12 protein-coding genes are annotated in these 18225 nt (G+C 51.8%); 10 read left to right on the top strand and 2 right to left on the bottom strand.

Annotated elements, in window-relative coordinates:
- The first annotated feature begins 298 nt into the window (after nucleotides 1-298).
- Nucleotides 299-3442, top strand: a complete 3144-nt coding sequence (locus ACTJJS_RS18630) for a PQQ-dependent sugar dehydrogenase (protein ID WP_440664809.1) — start codon at nucleotides 299-301, stop codon at nucleotides 3440-3442.
- Nucleotides 3443-3518: 76 nt separating this feature from the next.
- On the opposite strand, the gene ACTJJS_RS18635 is transcribed toward ACTJJS_RS18630, so the two are convergent.
- On the bottom strand, nucleotides 3519-5042 hold the full coding sequence (locus tag ACTJJS_RS18635; protein ID WP_168870185.1) for a malate:quinone oxidoreductase: 1524 nt from the start codon (nucleotides 5040-5042) through the stop codon (nucleotides 3519-3521).
- Between the two features lie 496 nt (nucleotides 5043-5538).
- Here ACTJJS_RS18635 and ACTJJS_RS18640 point away from each other — a divergent pair, with 496 nt between their 5' ends.
- A complete protein-coding gene (locus tag ACTJJS_RS18640) occupies nucleotides 5539-6375 on the top strand; it encodes a metallophosphoesterase family protein (protein ID WP_440664810.1) in 837 nt (278 codons plus the stop codon).
- A 34-nt stretch (nucleotides 6376-6409) separates the two neighbouring features.
- Nucleotides 6410-7054 carry an SMI1/KNR4 family protein gene (locus ACTJJS_RS18645; RefSeq protein ID WP_440664811.1) on the top strand — a complete coding sequence of 215 codons (645 nt, stop codon included), beginning with the start codon at nucleotides 6410-6412 and terminating at the stop codon, nucleotides 7052-7054.
- Nucleotides 7055-7097: 43 nt separating this feature from the next.
- Here the strand turns inward: ACTJJS_RS18645 and ACTJJS_RS18650 are convergent, their stop codons facing one another.
- Nucleotides 7098-7481 (bottom strand): SRPBCC domain-containing protein, encoded by a 384-nt coding sequence (locus ACTJJS_RS18650; protein ID WP_168870182.1) that lies wholly within the window; start codon nucleotides 7479-7481, stop codon nucleotides 7098-7100.
- A gap of 317 nt (nucleotides 7482-7798) precedes the next feature.
- Between ACTJJS_RS18650 and ACTJJS_RS18655 the strand changes: the two genes are divergently transcribed.
- The 7 genes from ACTJJS_RS18655 (at nucleotide 7799) to ACTJJS_RS18685 (ending at nucleotide 18216) form a co-directional block, all read left to right on the top strand.
- A complete protein-coding gene (locus ACTJJS_RS18655; RefSeq protein WP_440664812.1) occupies nucleotides 7799-8386 on the top strand; it encodes a YdeI/OmpD-associated family protein in 588 nt (195 codons plus the stop codon).
- 14 nt (nucleotides 8387-8400) lie between these two features.
- The gene (locus ACTJJS_RS18660; RefSeq protein WP_440664813.1) at nucleotides 8401-9351 is read left to right on the top strand and encodes a nitrilase family protein; all 951 of its coding nucleotides are present in this window, start codon (nucleotides 8401-8403) and stop codon (nucleotides 9349-9351) included.
- Between the two features lie 55 nt (nucleotides 9352-9406).
- Nucleotides 9407-10003 (top strand): RNA polymerase sigma factor, encoded by a 597-nt coding sequence (locus tag ACTJJS_RS18665; protein WP_440664814.1) that lies wholly within the window; start codon nucleotides 9407-9409, stop codon nucleotides 10001-10003.
- Nucleotides 10004-10075: 72 nt separating this feature from the next.
- Nucleotides 10076-11242, top strand: coding sequence for a FecR family protein (locus ACTJJS_RS18670; protein ID WP_440664815.1), 1167 nt, complete (start codon nucleotides 10076-10078; stop codon nucleotides 11240-11242).
- A 239-nt stretch (nucleotides 11243-11481) separates the two neighbouring features.
- Complete coding sequence (locus ACTJJS_RS18675; protein ID WP_440664816.1) at nucleotides 11482-14748, top strand: TonB-dependent receptor; 3267 nt, start codon at nucleotides 11482-11484, stop codon at nucleotides 14746-14748.
- A gap of 23 nt (nucleotides 14749-14771) precedes the next feature.
- Nucleotides 14772-16220 (top strand): RagB/SusD family nutrient uptake outer membrane protein, encoded by a 1449-nt coding sequence (locus tag ACTJJS_RS18680; RefSeq protein ID WP_440664817.1) that lies wholly within the window; start codon nucleotides 14772-14774, stop codon nucleotides 16218-16220.
- Nucleotides 16221-16230: 10 nt separating this feature from the next.
- Nucleotides 16231-18216 carry an FAD-dependent oxidoreductase gene (locus ACTJJS_RS18685; RefSeq protein WP_440664818.1) on the top strand — a complete coding sequence of 662 codons (1986 nt, stop codon included), beginning with the start codon at nucleotides 16231-16233 and terminating at the stop codon, nucleotides 18214-18216.
- Nucleotides 18217-18225 lie beyond the last annotated feature (9 nt).

Raw genomic sequence — 18225 nt, forward strand, 5'->3', positions numbered from 1 at the left:
GATCTGAAACGCCAAAATTCACTTTGGAAACCATAGACCATTTGTAGCCTCGTACCTGACAAAATCCCGGAAACTACCTGTAGCCAAGTGTTGTTGAAAACCCGTTTCCACCGTACCCTTTTATTGATTGTTAAAAAACGCCGCTTTATGACATCCTCTTAATGCCATTTTCAACATGAGCAGGACCACGCCCACCTGTTCCAGGGAAATTATGCTGAAGTGTATAACTGTTACGGATATACGCTAATTGGCAACCTATGTATTTATCACCCTCATTATCCACCTTAAAAGTTTTTTGATGATGAAAAAAAGATACGCTATGCTCTTGTTATGGCTGTTATCCGTTACAACTGCCCTGTCTCAATCCCTGCCGGCCAATTTCCAGCGGGTGCAGGTGGTTAACGGTATCAGCAGCCCCACCTCCATGGCTTTCCTGCCCGACGGCCGCATCCTGGTATGTCAGGAAACCGGCCAGCTGCGCGTGGTGAAAAACGGCGCCCTGCTGTCAACACCGGCGATATCACTGTCGGTCAACAGCAGCGGGGAACGTGGCCTCATCGGCGTAGCCGTGGACCCCGCCTTCGCTACCAACCACTACATCTATCTGTATTACACAAACACCTCGGGGCCGCACAACCGCGTCAGCCGTTTCACCATGACCGGCGACGTGGCAGGCGCTGAAACTGCCATCCTGGACCTGCCCACGCTCAGCGCTATCTATCACAATGGCGGCGGCCTGTCTTTCGGCACCGACGGCAAACTGTACGTCTCCGTTGGGGATAACAAAGTAGGCAATAACGCCAGCAACCTCGACAGCTATATGGGCAAACTGCTGCGCATCAATACCGACGGCTCCGTACCGGCAGGCAACCCTTTTAGCGGCGGTGCGCAGCGCAGCCGCGTGTGGGCGTACGGGCTACGCAACCCCTTCACTAACGCCATAGATCCCGTAACAGGCAAAATCTTCATCAACGACGTAGGAGAATCTACCTGGGAAGAAATCAACGACGCCACTACCGGCGGCCGCAACTTCGGATGGCCTACGCAGGAAGGTAACTGCACCAGCGGTTGTACAGGCTTTACCAACCCCATCTACCGCTACAGCACCAACCGCGATGGTTCCCCGCCAGACGGCCAGGGATGTGCAATCAACGGCGGCACCTTTTTTAATGGCGCCATCAGTAACTATCCTGCTACCTATAACGGCAAATATTTTTTCCTCGACTACTGCGGCGGCTGGATCAACTATCTCAACCCTGCTTCTCCCTCCCGCACCGCTTTCGCTACGGGCCTCGGTGGCGGCATGGTATACCTGAAACAAGGCCCCGATGGCAACCTGTACTATCTGAGCCGCGATAACAGCGCGTTGTATAAAATTGTGTATACCGGCACCCAGGCGCCGGTGATCTCCACACAGCCGCAACCGGTAACGGTGCCACAGGGACAGACAGCGGTGTTCAGCGTGACAGCCGTGGCCAATCCGGCGCCGACCTATCAATGGCGCAAAAACGGCAACAATATCAGCGGCGCTACGGCGGCCACTTACGCCATCGCCAACGCGCAACCGGCAGACACCGGCCTGTACAGCGTAGTGATCACCAACAGCGCCGGCAGCGTTACCAGCAACAACGCCAAACTAACGGTAACAGCACCTAATACCCTACCGGTGGCCACTATCACCGCCCCGCTGAATAATGCGAAATTCCGTGCAGGCGACACCGTTAGCTTCGCCGGTACCGGTACTGATGCGGAAGACGGTACCCTGCCTGCCAGCGCCTTCCATTGGTGGGTCGATTTCCATCATGCTAACCACATACACCCCGGCCCGCAAACACCCGACAGCGTGAAAAGCGGCAAGTTCGTTATCTCGGCCGAAGGCCACACGGAAACAGACATCTGGTACCGTATACTCCTCTCCGTTAGAGACAGCCGGGGCGAACTGGATACCACCTATGTGGAACTGTTCCCCGTGACTTCCAGCCTCTCCCTGCAAACGCAACCGGCAGGCCTGCAAATCAAGCTGAATGATATGCCATTTACCACCCCGTACACTACCCCTGCTTTATCAGGCATGGTACGGCCCATGGAAGCCCCGTCTCCACAGGTGCTCAATGGTGTCACCTATATCTTTGACCATTGGGCGCATGGAGGCAACCGTGTGCAAAACATCACCATCACCGATAATGACACAACCTATACCGCCGTGTTCAAAGCCGTTCCGGCCGCTACTTTGCTGACACCCGTGCAGGACGCCTACGTACGCGATGGCACCAATGCCAACACTACCTGGGGCATTTCCGATTCCACCTTCCTCATCACGAAGGTGTCGCCGGCAGGACAGCTCAACAATGCGCGGGAAACCTATCTCACCTTTGACCTTACCAATACGGCCAGCAGCGTATCTGCTGTAGTGTTGCGGTTGTACGGACGTGTAGACGGCACCGTGGCCATGAGCGTACCGGTAGGGGTGTATCCGCTGAGCAACACCACCTGGTCTGAAAAAACAATCACGTGGACGAATAAACCGGCGTCCGGCAGCACGCTGCTGGCATCTACCGTGTTAACAAACGACAGTGCGCGGTATTATACCTGGGACGTTACCAGCTACGTACAAAGTGAACTGGCAGCCGGCAGGAAAAAAATCGCTTTCGTTTTGAAGAGCCAGCAGGCCCATGACCCGCGTATCTTCCTCAATTCCAAAGAGGCCGCTGCCAATCCGCCGCAGCTCTCCGTGATCGGCGACAGCTCCGGCCCCGGCCCTGTTTGTGTTCCTGCACAAGCCAGCGCAGACGACGGTAACGTGGCAGCCAATGCCATCGACAACGACCTGAACACCCGCTGGTCGGCCTCCGGTGAACAGTCGATCCAGTTCTGCCTCGGTAGCAGCACCACCACCGTGAGCGGAGTAGATATTGCCTTCTACAAAGGCGATACCCGCCGCGCTTCGTTCGATATACAGGTAAGCATTGACGGTACCACCTGGACCAACGCCGCTACCGGCCTGCAAAGCAGTGGCACTTCCACCGCCTTCGAGTCCTTTACGTTTGCAGCGGTAACGGCCAGGCATGTACGAATTCTCGGCCATGGCAACAATGTAAACGCCTGGAACAGTTATTCGGAAGTGAAGTTCAAAACAGGTGCCGCCCTGGCAGCTAAAGAAACCAGCCTGGCAGTGATGAACACCTATCCCAACCCGGCCAGTTCCATGGTGACCGTCACCTTCAGGCTGCCGTCAGATGGACGTACCTCCCTGGGAGTGTATGATCTTGGCGGTAAACTGGTGCAGATGCCAATAAATGGCCAGTTGCAGGAAGGCACACATACGAGGACGCTCTCCGTTACAGGATTGCCGGCAGGTATGTACTTCCTCAAACTGGTACACAATGGAAAAGTGATCGTGAAACGTGTAGTGGTGGGCGTTAGTCAGACAAACAACCAATAAATACATAACGCTTAGAAACGACAAAGCCCCTGCGTTTCCGCAGGGGCTTTTGTATATAAAACAGGTTAAACGCTGATTAATCCTGGCCTACAGCCTGCATGGCTTTCAGTTCCAGTACTTCCGTGGTCCAGGTACGCAGCTCTTCGCACAGTTGCGGATTGTTGAGCAGGGACTGGCCATAGGAAGGGATCATTTTTTTCAGTTTCAGCTGCCATGCTTCTGTTTCCACGTAGTCTTTAAAACAACGTTTCAGCAGGTTGAGCATAATAGACACTGCGGTGGATGCTCCGGGAGAAGCGCCGAGCAGGGCGGCGATAGAACCGTCGGCCGCGCTAACAACTTCAGTACCGAATTCCAGGATGCCGCCATGTTCAGGATCTTTTTTGATCACCTGTACACGCTGACCGGCAATTTCCAGTTTCCAGTCCTCCATGCGGGCTTCCGGATAGTATTCGCGAAGCGCTTCCAGCCTGTCTTCCGGTTTCTGGCGTACCTGTGCGATGAGGTATTTCGTCAACGGAATATTATCAAGGCCGGCAGATACCATCGGGTGGATATTATCCAGGCTGATAGATTTAGGCAAATCCAGGAAGGAGCCGTTTTTCAGGAATTTGGTGGAGAATCCGGCGTAGGGGCCGAACAGCAGGGCTCTTTCACCGTCGATCATGCGGGTATCGAGGTGGGGCACCGACATGGGAGGTGCGCCTACAGAGGCCTTACCATATACTTTCGCCTGATGTTGCGCAATGATGTCGGGGTTGGTGCAACGCAGCCACTGGCCGCTTACCGGGAAACCACCGAAGCCTTTGCCTTCAGGGATATCAGATTTTTCGAGGAGGGGGAGCGAACCACCGCCGGCGCCGATGAAAACGAAGTCGGTTTTAATGGTTTTCTTTTCGCGGGTTTCGCGGTTTTTCACCTTGATCTGCCAGCCGCCGTCATCGGCTCTTTTCATATCACGTACGTCGTGATTAAAATAGATGGTAACGCCATCCTGCTGTTCGAGGTGATTGAACAATGCACGGCTCAGGGCGCCGAAGTTCACGTCTGTGCCCATTTCCATGTGCGTGGCCGCCACTTTCTGGTTCGGGTCGCGACCCTCCATCACCAGCGGCATCCATGCCTGCAGTTGTTCTTTATCTTCGGAGTATTCCATCTTTTTAAAGAGATGGCACTGTTGCAAAGCTTTGTAACGCTTCTTCAGGTAGTCTACGTTCTCTTCTCCCCAAACAAAACTCATGTGGGGGATACTCTGGATAAACGCTTGCGGGTTGGAAATAATGTTGTTTTCTACCAGGTAAGCCCAGAACTGCCGGGACACTTCAAACTGCTCGGCAATATTCACGGCTTTTTTAATTTCCACAGAGCCATCCTGCTTCTGCGGCGTGTAGTTCAGCTCACAAAAAGCAGAGTGACCGGTACCTGCATTGTTCCATGCATCAGAACTTTCTGCAGCTGCCATATCCAGTCGCTCATAAATTTCGATGGTCAATTCTGGCTGCAGCTCTTTGAGGAGTGTACCCAGGGTGGCGCTCATGATTCCTGCGCCGATTAAAACCACATCCGGACCTGTTTCAGACGTACGCTTGCTTCTAAACATAACCCCATTTTTATTCGAGGTGCAAAGTTACAATCAAAACATTTAGCGAGGGTAAGAAAATGAAGGATTCAGGGTAATATTAACAATCTGATTACAATTCTTTCTGAATAAATTGAAAGTTGCCCGGCGCTTATGGAAAAAATCTGGTTGCAATCGATGGATGTTTTTGAATTAATATATTGATAGTCAAATATTTATAATATAATGCATGAGGAAATGTTACATATGATTATGGCTTTTGAATGATTGATATTATCTTGTATAAGCCTGATATTTTTTTAACGGACAAGGCTATAGGCAATTACGAATTACGAATTACAAATTACGAATGATGACTGCACCATATTTGGGTACTTATCATGAAGGGAAATCGCATTCTCGTAATTCGTAATTTGTAATTCGTAATTCGTAATTCGTAATTCGTATTGATTTTACCATTCTGTTAATATATAAACTGTAGCCATCGATTCCATCGGGGAAAAACTAATTTTAACACATGATGAACAGACGCGAATTCTTCCGCGGCGTATCGGCCGCTATCGTTATCCAGGCCTGCGGCAAGATCGTTACCGCCGCCACCGGCAAGGACTTTAAAAACAAGACCGTATTTCGTTTCGCCATCGGCTCCGACTGGCATTATGGCGAGCCGAAAACGGAATGGGAACAATATTATAAGGACCTCGAGAAAGCGTTCCGTACGTACGAAAAAGATAACCCCTGCGCTTTCTTCGTACTGAACGGCGACGTGGTCCACAACGACCCCTCCTTCATGGTGCCCGCCGCTGCCATGTTTAAACAAATTCACCCTAAAGTGTATGCCACCCGCGGCAACCACGACCAGGTTACCCCGGAAGCATGGCAACAGGCATGGGGCTTCCCGCTCAATCATGACGTGGTATTTGGCGACAATGTGATCCTGCTGGGCGATACGGCGGATATCAAAGGGAATTATCTCAGTCCGGACGTGGCCTGGTTCCGTGAAAAACTGGAACAACATAAGAAAGCCGCAAACATCTTCATCTTCGTGCATATCACCCCGGTGAAATGGACGAAACACGGCATCGATGCGCCGGAGTTCCAGGCGCTCATCAAACAATATCCCAATGTACGGGCCGTGTTTAACGGTCACGACCACCAGGAAGACAGTGTGAAAATGCTGGATGAAAAAATCCCCTTCCTGTGGGACGGGCACGTAGGTGGCAGCTGGGGCGTGGAATACCATGGCTTCCGGGTAGTGGAACTCAAACAGGACGGCAGCGTACTGTCATTTGTAATGAACCCTTATCAGAAACAGGGAGAGCAATCTTTTAAACGTACAGCAGTGCGTAAATAAGCCGTATCTTTCCATGCCAAAACGATAGCGAAAGATGACGACACTGGAAACAATAGAACAAGAACATCAATTTGAATACCCTGCGCTGTACAAACAACTGGACAGGGATGGTATGTTGTCCTGGGGCAAACTGGGCCCGGGATGGTATGCCACCGAGTTTCCCCGTGTAAAGGACAATCCGCCTTTTTTGCTGTTTGCCAACGATTTTGAAATCATTGAACAGGAAGATATTTCCCGGGAAGTAGCAGAGGGTATGTTGTTTGCCGATAAAGCCCACCGGTTTGTGCCCTTGGGCTACACCGGCGCCGGTGACTGGTATGCCTTTTATTACAACCTGAAAGATGGTGATGATGTGCCCATCGTGTTAGTCTATCACGATTCCAATGAAGCGGTGATCATGGCTAAAAACCTGCAGGACTTTATTTTTGCGCGGTTGCTGGAAACGTTGACCGAACAAGACCCTGAATATCCGGGGCTGATCACGGAGGGAGACCAGGCCGTTAATGCAGGCAATTACCTGCGTACACATAGCCGTTATCTTTCGCCGCGCCAGCAGGAGATTGCAGCCGGCATATATGCAAAAGGCGTGATCACGGAAGATGAGCTGCGTGACATCCTGGAAGCAGAGATCGGTTTTGACTGGCTGGACAGCAGCTTCCCTTATCAGACAAATGATTAAAATAATTAATCGCCGGCTTTGCGAAGGCAGGCCGGCGATCTGACTATTCCTTATAAAAATCTATCAGGGAACCAAAATAGGCTTCCTGCCAGCCGGTAGTAATGTCCTCAAAGGCTTCGTCCGGAATGTTGGTATGCCTCAATTCCACATCGGTGCCTTTTTTGCCCTGGTGCAAAATGATGGTGACAATGGAGGGCGCTTCTTCATCTTCCCCAAAATACCATTGTTGCACAATCTTCTTCCCCGGTTCAAATTCCAGGTTCTTACCCACAATGCTTTCCTCCCAGAGGGCAAATTCAGACCCCGGTTCAGTGGACATTTCCGCTACCTCACCTGTCCATAATTGTATGGTGGCCGGATTGGTCAGCGCGGCATACACTTCTTCCGGTTCTGCCGGAATGCTAAAGTATTTCTTGAAATCTTTCATATCAGTTTTCTGCTTGCCCAAAACTAGACCATTTTTGGATTTTGACATTTTATTATTTGGCTATTCTGATTTAGGTTTTTTTTTGATTTAGGGATTTAGGGATTTGCGGTTGGAAGATTGAGCCATCTGGTTAGGGGGGGGTTGATCTGATGATTTTGGGAATTCGTCGCATTTTCTCTTTCTCTTTAGCAGAATTTTTGAAGTTTTATTTAAAATTATTGGGTAACTTTTTAGACAAAAGTTTTACGATACGCTGTTATCAAATCCCCGAAATTCGTAGATCAGAAAATCCGTAAATCCAATAATCAAATATCCACATGACAAAAAATCCAAATGAGCCTGTATTTTTTGAGACAGGGGCCGCCTTCCGTAAATGGCTGGATAAAAATCATCATAAGGCAGACGAGTTGCTGGTTGGGTATTACAAGACCGGTTCGGGAAAAAAATCGATGTCATGGTCGGAGTCAGTGGACGAAGCAATCTGTTACGGCTGGATAGATGGTGTCCGTAAATCCATCGACGCGGAGAGTTACACCATCCGCTTTACGCCCCGCAAGGCTAAAAGCATCTGGAGCGCCATTAATATCAAGAAGGTGGAGGATCTTACCCGCGAAGGCCGTATGATGCCGGCAGGCCTCGCCGCTTTCAACAAACGGGAACTGAAACGTTCCGCCATTTATACTTATGAACTGGAAGAGTCGGAGAAGCTCTCGAAGGAATATGAACAACAGTTCCGCGCCAACGAAAAAGCCTGGGCCTTTTATCAGACAATGGCGGCTTCCTATCGTAAGCACACCGCCCACTGGGTGATGACGGGCAAACAAGCCGCCACCCGGGAGAAACGGCTGGCCGAGCTGATACGGGACTGCGCAGAGGGAAAGAAAGTGAAAAAATATAACTATTAAGACTATACGAAACAATGGAAAAGTTAAAAGTAGCAACCGCCCAATTTGAGAACAAAAGTGGAGACAAGGCCTATAATCTCCAACAGATAAACGATATGGCCGCCCAGGCAGCCGCTCAGGGCGCCCAGGCCATTGCCTTTCACGAGTGCTCCGTGACCGGCTACACCTTTGCCCGCCATCTTACCAAAGAGCAGATGCTGGACCTGGCTGAATTTATTCCGGACGGTCCCAGTATCCAACGGCTTACCGCTATTGCCCGTGAACACAATATCGCTGTCCTGGCCGGCCTCTTTGAAAAAGATGCTGCCGATAAACTGTACAAAGCCTATATATGTGTCGATAAAAACGGACTGGTGGCCAAATACCGCAAGCTGCATCCGTTTATCAATCCGCACCTGACGCCGGGCGATGAATATGTGGTGTTTGACCTGCTGGGCTGGAAATGCGGTATCCTGATCTGCTACGATAACAACGTGATCGAAAATGTAAGGGCCGCCGCGTTGCTGGGGGCAGATATCATCTTTATGCCACACGTGACCATGTGTACCCCTTCTTCCCGCCCTGGCGCCGGATTTGTAGACCCTGCCCTTTGGCTGAACCGCGAAGCCGACCCTACTTCCCTGCGGCTGGAATTTGACAGCCTCAAAGGCCGCGGCTGGCTCATGAAATGGTTGCCCGCCCGCGCCTATGACAACGGCGTATACGTAGTTTTCTCCAACCCTATCGGTATGGACGACGATCAGCTGAAAAACGGCTGCTCCATGATACTGGACCCGTTCGGTGATATCCTGGCCGAATGCCGCAAACTGGGCAACGATTTCGCCATAGCCACCCTGACGCCCGAAAAGCTGCAACAGGCCGGCGGCTACCGCTACCGGAAAGCCCGCCGCCCCGATCTATACCGCAATGTTATTGGCCAGCAACATACTTCCGAACAGAAGGTGGCATGGCTGGACAATAAATAAGTTTTATTATTTTTAAAACTCCGGGTATAATAAGAGGCAGCCGGGTTTGCCAACGATGCATTCAATTCCACATAATGAAACCGAACTACTGAAACGTTTGGCCAACGGGGACGCGGTAGCTTACCGCGAACTGTTCGTGCGTCATTGGGATGCGGTGTATTCTTCCGCCCTGCTGCTCTCCCGTTCTCCCGATATCGCTGAAGATATTGCCCAGGAGATATTTGTGACCCTCTGGGAAAAACGTGCGCAGCTGGCACAGGTGGAGAAGCTGGACGCCTACTTCTTTATCATGGCCCGTAACCTGCTCTACAGCCGGCTGCGCAAATTAGCCTCCCAGGACGCCTACCGGCAGTACCTGCTGAACTACCAACACGAAACCTCCCACTCCGGCACAGAAGCCCGGGCGGAATTCCGGGAACTGGAAAATGCTATTCACGCCGCCATCCACCGCCTGCCTCCCCAGCAACAGAAAGCTTTTCGCATGAGCCGCTTTGAAGGCATGGGGCACGAAGAAATCGCCCGCGCAATGGGCCTCTCCCGCATCACCATAAAAAGTTATATCGTACAGGCACTGGCCACGCTCCGTAAGCTATTGGAGCATTATCCCGGTTTATTCTTCTTCATGATAGCCACCCTCGTCCGGTACTACTGAAAAATATTTTTCCGGTGGCACCTCCCTCTGTTCCGTTGACGCGTCTTTACCATACAACGTCGCATACCGGCTATGGAACAAACACCTTTATCAACCCTGATAACAAGATATCTTAACGAAGAGCTGAGCGAAGAAGAAACCGCACGGCTCTGGGAAACTTTGCGGGAAGGCCATGGGGAGGAGGCCTGGAAAGAAGCCCTGCTGGCCCTGTTGCAGGATAAGGACAAACACGGTCATGCCGATACGGAACGGATGGAACAAATCTATGCCTCCATCCGCCCGGCAGATACGCCGGTTGTACCTGTGCGCCGCCGCTGGATATACCCCGCTGCGGCAGCCGTGATACTGGCCGTCATCGTAGCATCGGCCACCCTGTGGCGGTCGCGCGGGCCACAACCGCGGCTGGCAGGCCATCCTGCGGCGGCAGTGCACGAGGTGACACCGGGAAGCAATAAAGCCATGCTTACGCTCGCAGACGGCAGCACCATCACGCTCGACAGTGCCGGAAACGGCGCCCTGGCGCAACAAGGCAATGTGCAGGTGGTGCAGGTCAATAATGGCCAGCTGGCCTATCAGGCCAGCGGCAGTCACGCTGCCGGAGCTGTCCAATACAATACCCTGGCCATTCCCCGCGGCGGCCAGTTCCGCGTGACGCTGCCGGACGGTACCAACGTCTGGATCAATGCGGCTTCCACCCTGCGTTATCCAACAGCCTTCACCGGCACAGACCGCACAGTGGAGCTTACCGGGGAAGCCTACTTTGAAGTGGCAAAAATGCCTGAAAAACCTTTCCACGTGAAAGTCCGCAATATGGACGTACAGGTGCTGGGAACACATTTTAACGTGATGGCCTATACGGAAGAAACTTCTATGCAGACCACCCTGCTGGAAGGCGCCGTGAAAGTACATACCGCCGGCGCGCAGACCGCCCTGCGGCCCGGTCAGCAGCTACGCATGGAACAGACAGGCCGGCTCTCCGTTGTTGATAATGTAAACACTGATGAAATCATCGCCTGGAAAAACGGCTACTTCCAGTTCAACCACGAAAAACTGCCCGGCGTCATGCGGCAGATAGCCCGCTGGTACGATGTGGACATTGCCTATGATGGCAATATCCCCGACCGGGAATTCGGTGGTAAAATATCCCGCAACAGCAGCATAGAAGAAGTCCTGAGAATACTTGAGCTAAGCAAGGTCCATTTCAGAATAGAAAAAAAGAAGATCATCGTAATACCATGAAAACAACCGTTATGAAAAATGATTAATTAACACAGCAGGGGCCCAAAAAAACCGGAAGTGTTCCAGCACTCCCGGCAGTCGTTTGGGTAACCCATGAAAATCGTTCCACGACTCTCACCTCCTGGTTTTAAACCGGGACAGGGCTTTTATTACCCAAACAATTCAAAAGTATGCAATTTAGTTCTATTTGCAGGCGACCGGCTTATCAACCACGGTGTATCGCCAAAATGCTTCTGGCCATGAAATTATCAGCCATCATCGTACTGTGTGCCTGTTTACAGGTCAGCGCAAAGGGATATTCCCAAAGCGTTTCCCTGTCCGAAAAGAATGTGCCGCTCGAAAAAGTTTTCCGCGCTATCGAAAAACAAACGGGCTACGTCTTTTTCTTCGATCACCGCCTGCTCGATAACACGCGGCGTGTAACCGTGGAAGTGACAGCTGTGCCGCTGGAAAAAGCGCTGGAGCTATGCCTCCACCAGCAGTCCCTTTCCTGGAGCATCGTAGGCCGGAATATTGTGATAGAACCGTCGGAGAACGGGAAAAACGCGCCGCCGGCGACACCACCGCAAGAACAGCCGGTCACCGGCCGTGTGACCGCCGCCACAGGGGAACCGCTGCCAGGCGCCACAGTAGTGGTCAAAGGCAGCAAGACCGGCACCCAGACGGACGCCGATGGATTTTTTAAACTGACAGCTCCCCGTACAGCCGTTCTCGTTATCTCTTATATCGGCTATACACCGCAGGAAGTTGCCGCCGCCGGTAAACAGCCGCTGCAGGTACGCCTGGAAGCGGAGGTGAACAAAGCCAACGAAGTAGTAGTGATCGGCTATGGCACCGCCAAAAAAAGTGATCTTACCGGCTCCGTATCACAGATCAAATCCGCTGACATCACCGCACAGCCCAATACCAATATCATGCAGGCATTGACCGGCCGCGCCCCGGGCGTACGCGTGATGCAGAACAACGGCGCCCCGGGAGGCGCTATCAGCGTGCGTATCCGCGGTATCAATTCCATCATGGGCGGCAACGACCCGCTATATGTCATCGACGGGTTTCCCTACAACGGCAACCCCACCTTTTTGCAGCCTGCCGATATCGCTTCCATGGAAATTCTCAAAGACGCTTCTTCTACGGCCATCTACGGTTCCCGTGGCGCAAACGGCATCGTGATCATCACCACCAAAGCAGGCAGGAAAAAAGAAGCCACCAACGTGGAAGTGAACGCCGGATATACCATTCAGTCCGTTTCAAAAAAGATGAAACTGATGAATGCACAACAATACGCCACCCTGTATAACGAACAGGCAGCCAACGATGGACAGGCAGCCTACTTCACCAAAGCACAGATAGATTCGTTCGGGCTGAACCCCGGCACCGACTGGCAGTCCCTCGTGATGCACAAAGCGCCTATCTATAATACCAGCGCCACCGTCAGCGGCGGTACGGACAGGACACGCTTTTCCCTTTCCGGCGGCATGTTCCTGCAGGATGGTATTGTACGCAACAGCAACTATAAACGCTACTCTGTCCGCGGCAGCGTGGAACATGATATCAGTAAAATATTCAGCGTGTCCTATAATGCCACGCTAACGCGCATGGACACACGCAGCCAGAATTCCAGTCTCGGTAACCGCGGCAGCGACCTGATCTCTGCCATGCTGATGGCGCCACCCACGCTCACGCCCTATCTGCCTGATGGCAGCTACCGCCACCTTACTACCGCCTATCCTTTTATCTCCAACGCCATCATCAACCCGATGGTGCCCATCAATGAGATAGCAGACCGCCTGAAAGGCGACCGCGTGTTTTCCAATGCCGCCCTGACCATCAAGCCATGGAAAGACTTGTCTCTCCGCATTTCCGGCGGTATCGACAACCTGAACGACAGGGCGGACTACTATGCCAATATTGAGCCCTCTACCAATTCCGTGGGTTCCGCAACAGTGAGGACTACACAGTCCACCAGTCTGCTTAATGAAAACGTGTTGCACTATAACAAAAAGCTGGGCATCCATGGGATCAATGTGACTGCCGGCTTTACCTACCAGGATTATGTGCGCACCACCCTTGACGGCTCCGGGATCGGATTTCTCAGTGACGTCACCAAAACCGGTTCGCTCGGAAGTGCCGGCACGCCCGGTATTCCGGCCAGCAGCTATGAAAAATGGGTATTGCTTTCTTACCTCGCCAGGGTGAACTATACTTTGCTGGACAGGTATCTTTTTACCGTAAGTGTACGCCGGGATGGATCTTCCCGTTATTCCCCGGGCAATAAATGGAGCAACTTTCCTTCCGCCGCCATCGCATGGAGAGCCAGTGACGAACCTTTCCTAAAAGGGTCAAAAGTGGTATCCGACCTGAAAGTAAGGGCCAGTTACGGCGCTACCGGCAGCACCGCGGTAAGCCCCTATCAGACAATGAACCAGTTAAGGCCAGGTAACACTATCTTCGGTGATGCGCTGTACACCGCTTTTGCGCCCGGTACGGTGCTGCCTGGTAACCTTAAATGGGAAACTACCTACCAGGCAGATTTTGGCATCGACGCCGCTCTCTTTGATGACAGGGTGCGTGTTACGGCAGATTTCTATGATAAACGCACCAGGAACCTGCTGAATACTGTACAGCTGCCCGCTTCCATGGGATACCGCACCACGCTGCAAAACGTGGGGGAAATGGAAAACAAAGGCATGGAGTTCTCCGTGGACGTGGACGTGATGAAACAAGCCGTCACCTGGAACGTAAATGCCAACATATCCTTTAACCGCAACAAAATCGTGAAGCTGTACAATGGACAGGATATCTTCGGAAATACACTGTATACCGGTTCGCTGAACGATTACGTGAACCTGCTGCGCGAAGGGCAACCGTTTGGCATCTTTTACGGCTACGTGGAAACCGGTTACACCGCACAGGGAAATTTGCAGTATGCCGATCTCAATAAAGATGGAAAAATCAGCGCAGATGATAAAACCTACATCGGCAATCCCAATCCTGATTTTACTTACGGCATCAACTCCGTGACCAGCTACAAAGGATTTGAACTGTCCATCTTTATACAAGGCTCCAAGGGCAATGATATTTTTAACCTCAACAAAGCCGCCGCGCTGGATCTGGGCATGGGCCTGAATCTCCCTGCGGAAGTGGCTTATGACCACTGGACGCCTGAAAACACACAGGCGAAATATCCGAAGATCACCCGCACGCTGGCCGGTAATATGTCTACCCGTTTTGTGGAAGACGGTTCCTATCTGCGGTTTAAAAATATACAACTGGCCTATAACATCCCCCTGGAAAAAATGCACGTGAAATGGTTTAAAAAAGCACAGGTATATGTAAGCGGACAAAACCTGATCACGATCACCCGTTACTCGTGGTATGATCCGGAGGTGAACGCGTTTGGCTCCCTGCTGGCGCCCGGTGCCATGAGTTCCGTTAACCAGGGAATTGATTACGCTACCTATCCTACCAACAAATCAGTAACGTTCGGTATCAGATGTGGTTTTTGATTTTCCAACATTCAATCTTTTTTATGAAATATAGTATCCTCGCCATATTGTCTGTGTTGCTGTTTACTTCCTGCGAAAAACTGCTGGAGGAAAAACCGCAGTCCATCGCAGCGGAACAGTTCTATAATAATACCGCCGAAGTGCAGGCTGGGCTGAATGCCATTTACACGCCCATCCGTGCAGGAGGCATCATGGGGGCGCTGTACCAGATACAGCAGGAGATTTACACGGAGTATATGTATGGCCGTGGCAGCCACGCTCCGCTGAATGATTATGCCGGGCTGGACAACACCAACATCACCCGCGTGGCCGATATGTGGGCTGCTTTTTATGAAGCCATCCGCAATGCCAATATTGTAATTCAGAAGGTGCCCGTCGGTAAAAATATCGGTGATGCCGATAAAAGTAAATTCCTGGGAGAAGCCCGGTTCATGCGGGCCTTGCTATATTTTCACCTGGTGCGCAACTGGGCGGGCGTGCCCATTCGTAAGGAAAACAATATGGACTCCCTGAATGTGCCGAGGAGCAGCAAAGAAGCGGTATATCAGCTGATACTTGAAGACCTTTTGTTTGCCGAAGCCAACCTGCCGGACGCCGCGCGGCTGGTGGGCGCTCCATCCAAATGGGCCGCCAAGACGGTACTGGCGGATATGTACATGAACCTGAACGACTATCAGAAGGCACGTGACAAGGCACTGGAGGTGATACAGTCCGGTAAGTTTTCACTGGTGAATGTGACCGTATCGGCCGATTTTGATAAGCTGTTTGGCCCGGATATTATCACCACGCCGGAAGAAATTTTTTACCTGAAATTCTCCCGCCAGCCTAACGGCCAGGGTTTCCAATATCCGATGTACACACATTATCCGGGGGCGGGTTATTATCCTCCCGGCGGATATTATACCCTATACAGTGATGCGGTAAATAATACTTTTGTGCGGAACTGGGACAAGAACGACCTGCGGTATGATTATAACTGGTATGTACAAACGTTTGGCCTTGGGCCCAGTACTATTCTTAGCAAGAAATTCAGCGACCGTACCACCACCACCGCAGCGGGAAATGATTATCCGATGTACCGTTATGCCGATTTGTTGTTATTTTACGCAGAATGCGACAGCCGTGTAAATAACGGCCCCACTACAGACGCATTGGAGAAACTGAATATGATACACCGCCGGGCTTACGGCAGGAACCCGCTGGTGGCAGACGCCTCGGTCGATTTCAAAATGACGGATTATGGCAGTTTACAGGCTTTTGTTGACCAGGTTGTGAAAGAGCGCGCCTATGAAGACTGCAGCGAAGGCAAGCACTGGCTGGACCTGAAGCGGCTGGGCATCGCCAAAGAGGTGATCAAGGCCATGAAGGGCATTACCATGGCCGATAAACATTTGTTGTGGCCTGTTCCTACGATAGAATACAACTATAATAAAGCAATTGATCCAATAAAAGACCAAAATCCCGGGTATTAAAATAACAACTATGATCAGACAAATTAAATTGTGGCTGCTGGCCATCTGTTGCCTGTTGACCATACCGGCTGCCTTACAGGCCGGGGCTCCTAAGGAAGTGGACATTTGTATATATGGCGGCACTTCCGCCGGTATTATGGCGGCTTATACCGCCAAAAAGCTGCACAAATCCGTATTGCTGATAGAGCCGGGCAAACACCTCGGCGGACTGACCACCGGCGGTCTTGGTTATACGGATATCGGCAACAAATACGCGATCACCGGACTGGCCCGTGATTTTTACCGTCGTATCGGCACACACTACGGAAAATTTGAGCAGTGGATTTTTGAGCCGCACGTAGCTTCACAGACATTTGACGGGTATATACAAAACGCAAAGCTGGAAATCTGGTCCGATCACCGGCTCATCAGTGTGCGCAAGGAAAACGGCTATATCCGTGAAATCACTGTGGAAGGCGCTTCCCCGGTGGTGGTGAAGGCCCGCATGTTCATCGATTGTTCTTACGAAGGGGACCTGATGGCCAAAGCAGGCGTTTCGTATACCGTTGGCCGTGAGGCCAACAGCCAGTATAATGAGACTTACAACGGGGTGCAGCTCCGCGAAAAGCACCAGTTCCCCGACGGAATAGATCCTTACAAGATACCGGGCAAGCCGGAAAGCGGATTATTATGGGGGATCAGTCCTGCCCCGCTGGCCGCGCAGGGCGCAGGCGACAAGTGCGTGCAGGCGTACAATTTCCGTATCTGCCTGACGGACCGTCCGGACAATATGATTCCGATCACGCAGCCGGAAGGATATGATCCTTCCCGGTATGAGCTGCTGTTGCGTGTACTGGAAAAAGTGCCGGCAAAAAACCTGTGGGGTTTTCTGAAGTTTGACCTGATGCCTAACGGTAAGACAGACATCAACAACAACGGTGCGTTTTCCACGGATATGATCGGGATGAATTTCGATTATCCTGAGGCGGATGCTGCCAAAAGGAAGGAGATCATCCGTGAGCATGAGCAGTACAACAAAGGACTGTTGTATTTCATTGGCCATGATCCGCGGATGCCGGAGCATTTGCGCCGGGAGATGTTGAAATGGGGATATCCTAAGGATGAATATGTCAGCAACGGGCATTGGTCACCGCAGTTGTATGTGCGTGAGGTGCGCCGTATGGTGGGTGAATATGTAATGACGCAGGCCAACTGCCAGGGACGTGCCACCGTGACGGATGGCGTAGGTATGGCGGCCTATACGATGGATTCACATAACTGTCAGCGGCTGGTGGTGAATGGCATGGTGAAGAACGAAGGAGATGTGCAGATTGGCGGTTTTGGCCCGTATCCTATTTCTTACCGGGCGCTGGTGCCTAAAACCGGTGAATGTGCCAACCTGTTGGTGCCAGTGTGTTTATCCGCCACTCATATCGCCTACGGTTCCATCCGGATGGAACCGGTGTTTATGGTGCTGGCGCAATCTGCCGCTACCGCCGCGGTAGTTGCTATCGACAGCAAGGTGCCGGTGCAGCAGGTGGCCGTGAAGAAGGTGCAGCAAATGCTGGCGGCTAATCCGCTGGCCGATAACAGCACGCCGGAAATACTGGTGGACAACGATGATGCCGCCCATGTAACGCTGAAGGGCGACTGGAAAAAAGACTGGAAGGGCGCCTATGGCCCGTCGTTGTACCTGGATGACAGCCATGGGAGTGTGCCGAAATCTGCACGTTTCACCCCCGAAATACAGCAGGAAGCCGAATACCAGGTTTACAGCTATCTGCCTAAGCTGGCCAACCAGGCTACTGTTACCCATGTGCGGGTTTTTGACGGAAAACAGGTAAAGCCGGTAAAGATAGAGACCCATGCCATTAAGGTGGAGGGGCAGACTTCCGGTGAATGGGTGCTGCTGGGAAGTTACCGTTTGCCGAAGGGGAAGAAAGCGTATGTGGAGATCAGTAATGAGCAGGCGGATGGCCCGGTGGTGGCGGATGCACTGTTGTTTATCGCCCGTTGATCATTTGGT

It is taken from the genome of Chitinophaga sp. 22308 (genome assembly GCF_052045305.1).
Classification (GTDB): Bacteria; Bacteroidota; Bacteroidia; order Chitinophagales; family Chitinophagaceae; genus Chitinophaga; species Chitinophaga varians_A.

Bases quoted from the DNA above. Each gene is read 5' to 3' on its own strand.
- ACTJJS_RS18630 (WP_440664809.1), top strand. From the start codon at position 299: ATGATGAAAAAAAGATACGCTATGCTCTTGTTATGGCTGTTATCCGTT.
- ACTJJS_RS18635 (WP_168870185.1), bottom strand. From the start codon at position 5,042: ATGTTTAGAAGCAAGCGTACGTCTGAAACAGGTCCGGATGTGGTTTTA.
- ACTJJS_RS18640 (WP_440664810.1), top strand. From the start codon at position 5,539: ATGATGAACAGACGCGAATTCTTCCGCGGCGTATCGGCCGCTATCGTT.
- ACTJJS_RS18645 (WP_440664811.1), top strand. From the start codon at position 6,410: ATGACGACACTGGAAACAATAGAACAAGAACATCAATTTGAATACCCT.
- ACTJJS_RS18650 (WP_168870182.1), bottom strand. From the start codon at position 7,481: ATGAAAGATTTCAAGAAATACTTTAGCATTCCGGCAGAACCGGAAGAA.
- ACTJJS_RS18655 (WP_440664812.1), top strand. From the start codon at position 7,799: ATGACAAAAAATCCAAATGAGCCTGTATTTTTTGAGACAGGGGCCGCC.
- ACTJJS_RS18660 (WP_440664813.1), top strand. From the start codon at position 8,401: ATGGAAAAGTTAAAAGTAGCAACCGCCCAATTTGAGAACAAAAGTGGA.
- ACTJJS_RS18665 (WP_440664814.1), top strand. From the start codon at position 9,407: ATGCATTCAATTCCACATAATGAAACCGAACTACTGAAACGTTTGGCC.
- ACTJJS_RS18670 (WP_440664815.1), top strand. From the start codon at position 10,076: ATGGAACAAACACCTTTATCAACCCTGATAACAAGATATCTTAACGAA.
- ACTJJS_RS18675 (WP_440664816.1), top strand. From the start codon at position 11,482: ATGAAATTATCAGCCATCATCGTACTGTGTGCCTGTTTACAGGTCAGC.
- ACTJJS_RS18680 (WP_440664817.1), top strand. From the start codon at position 14,772: ATGAAATATAGTATCCTCGCCATATTGTCTGTGTTGCTGTTTACTTCC.
- ACTJJS_RS18685 (WP_440664818.1), top strand. From the start codon at position 16,231: ATGATCAGACAAATTAAATTGTGGCTGCTGGCCATCTGTTGCCTGTTG.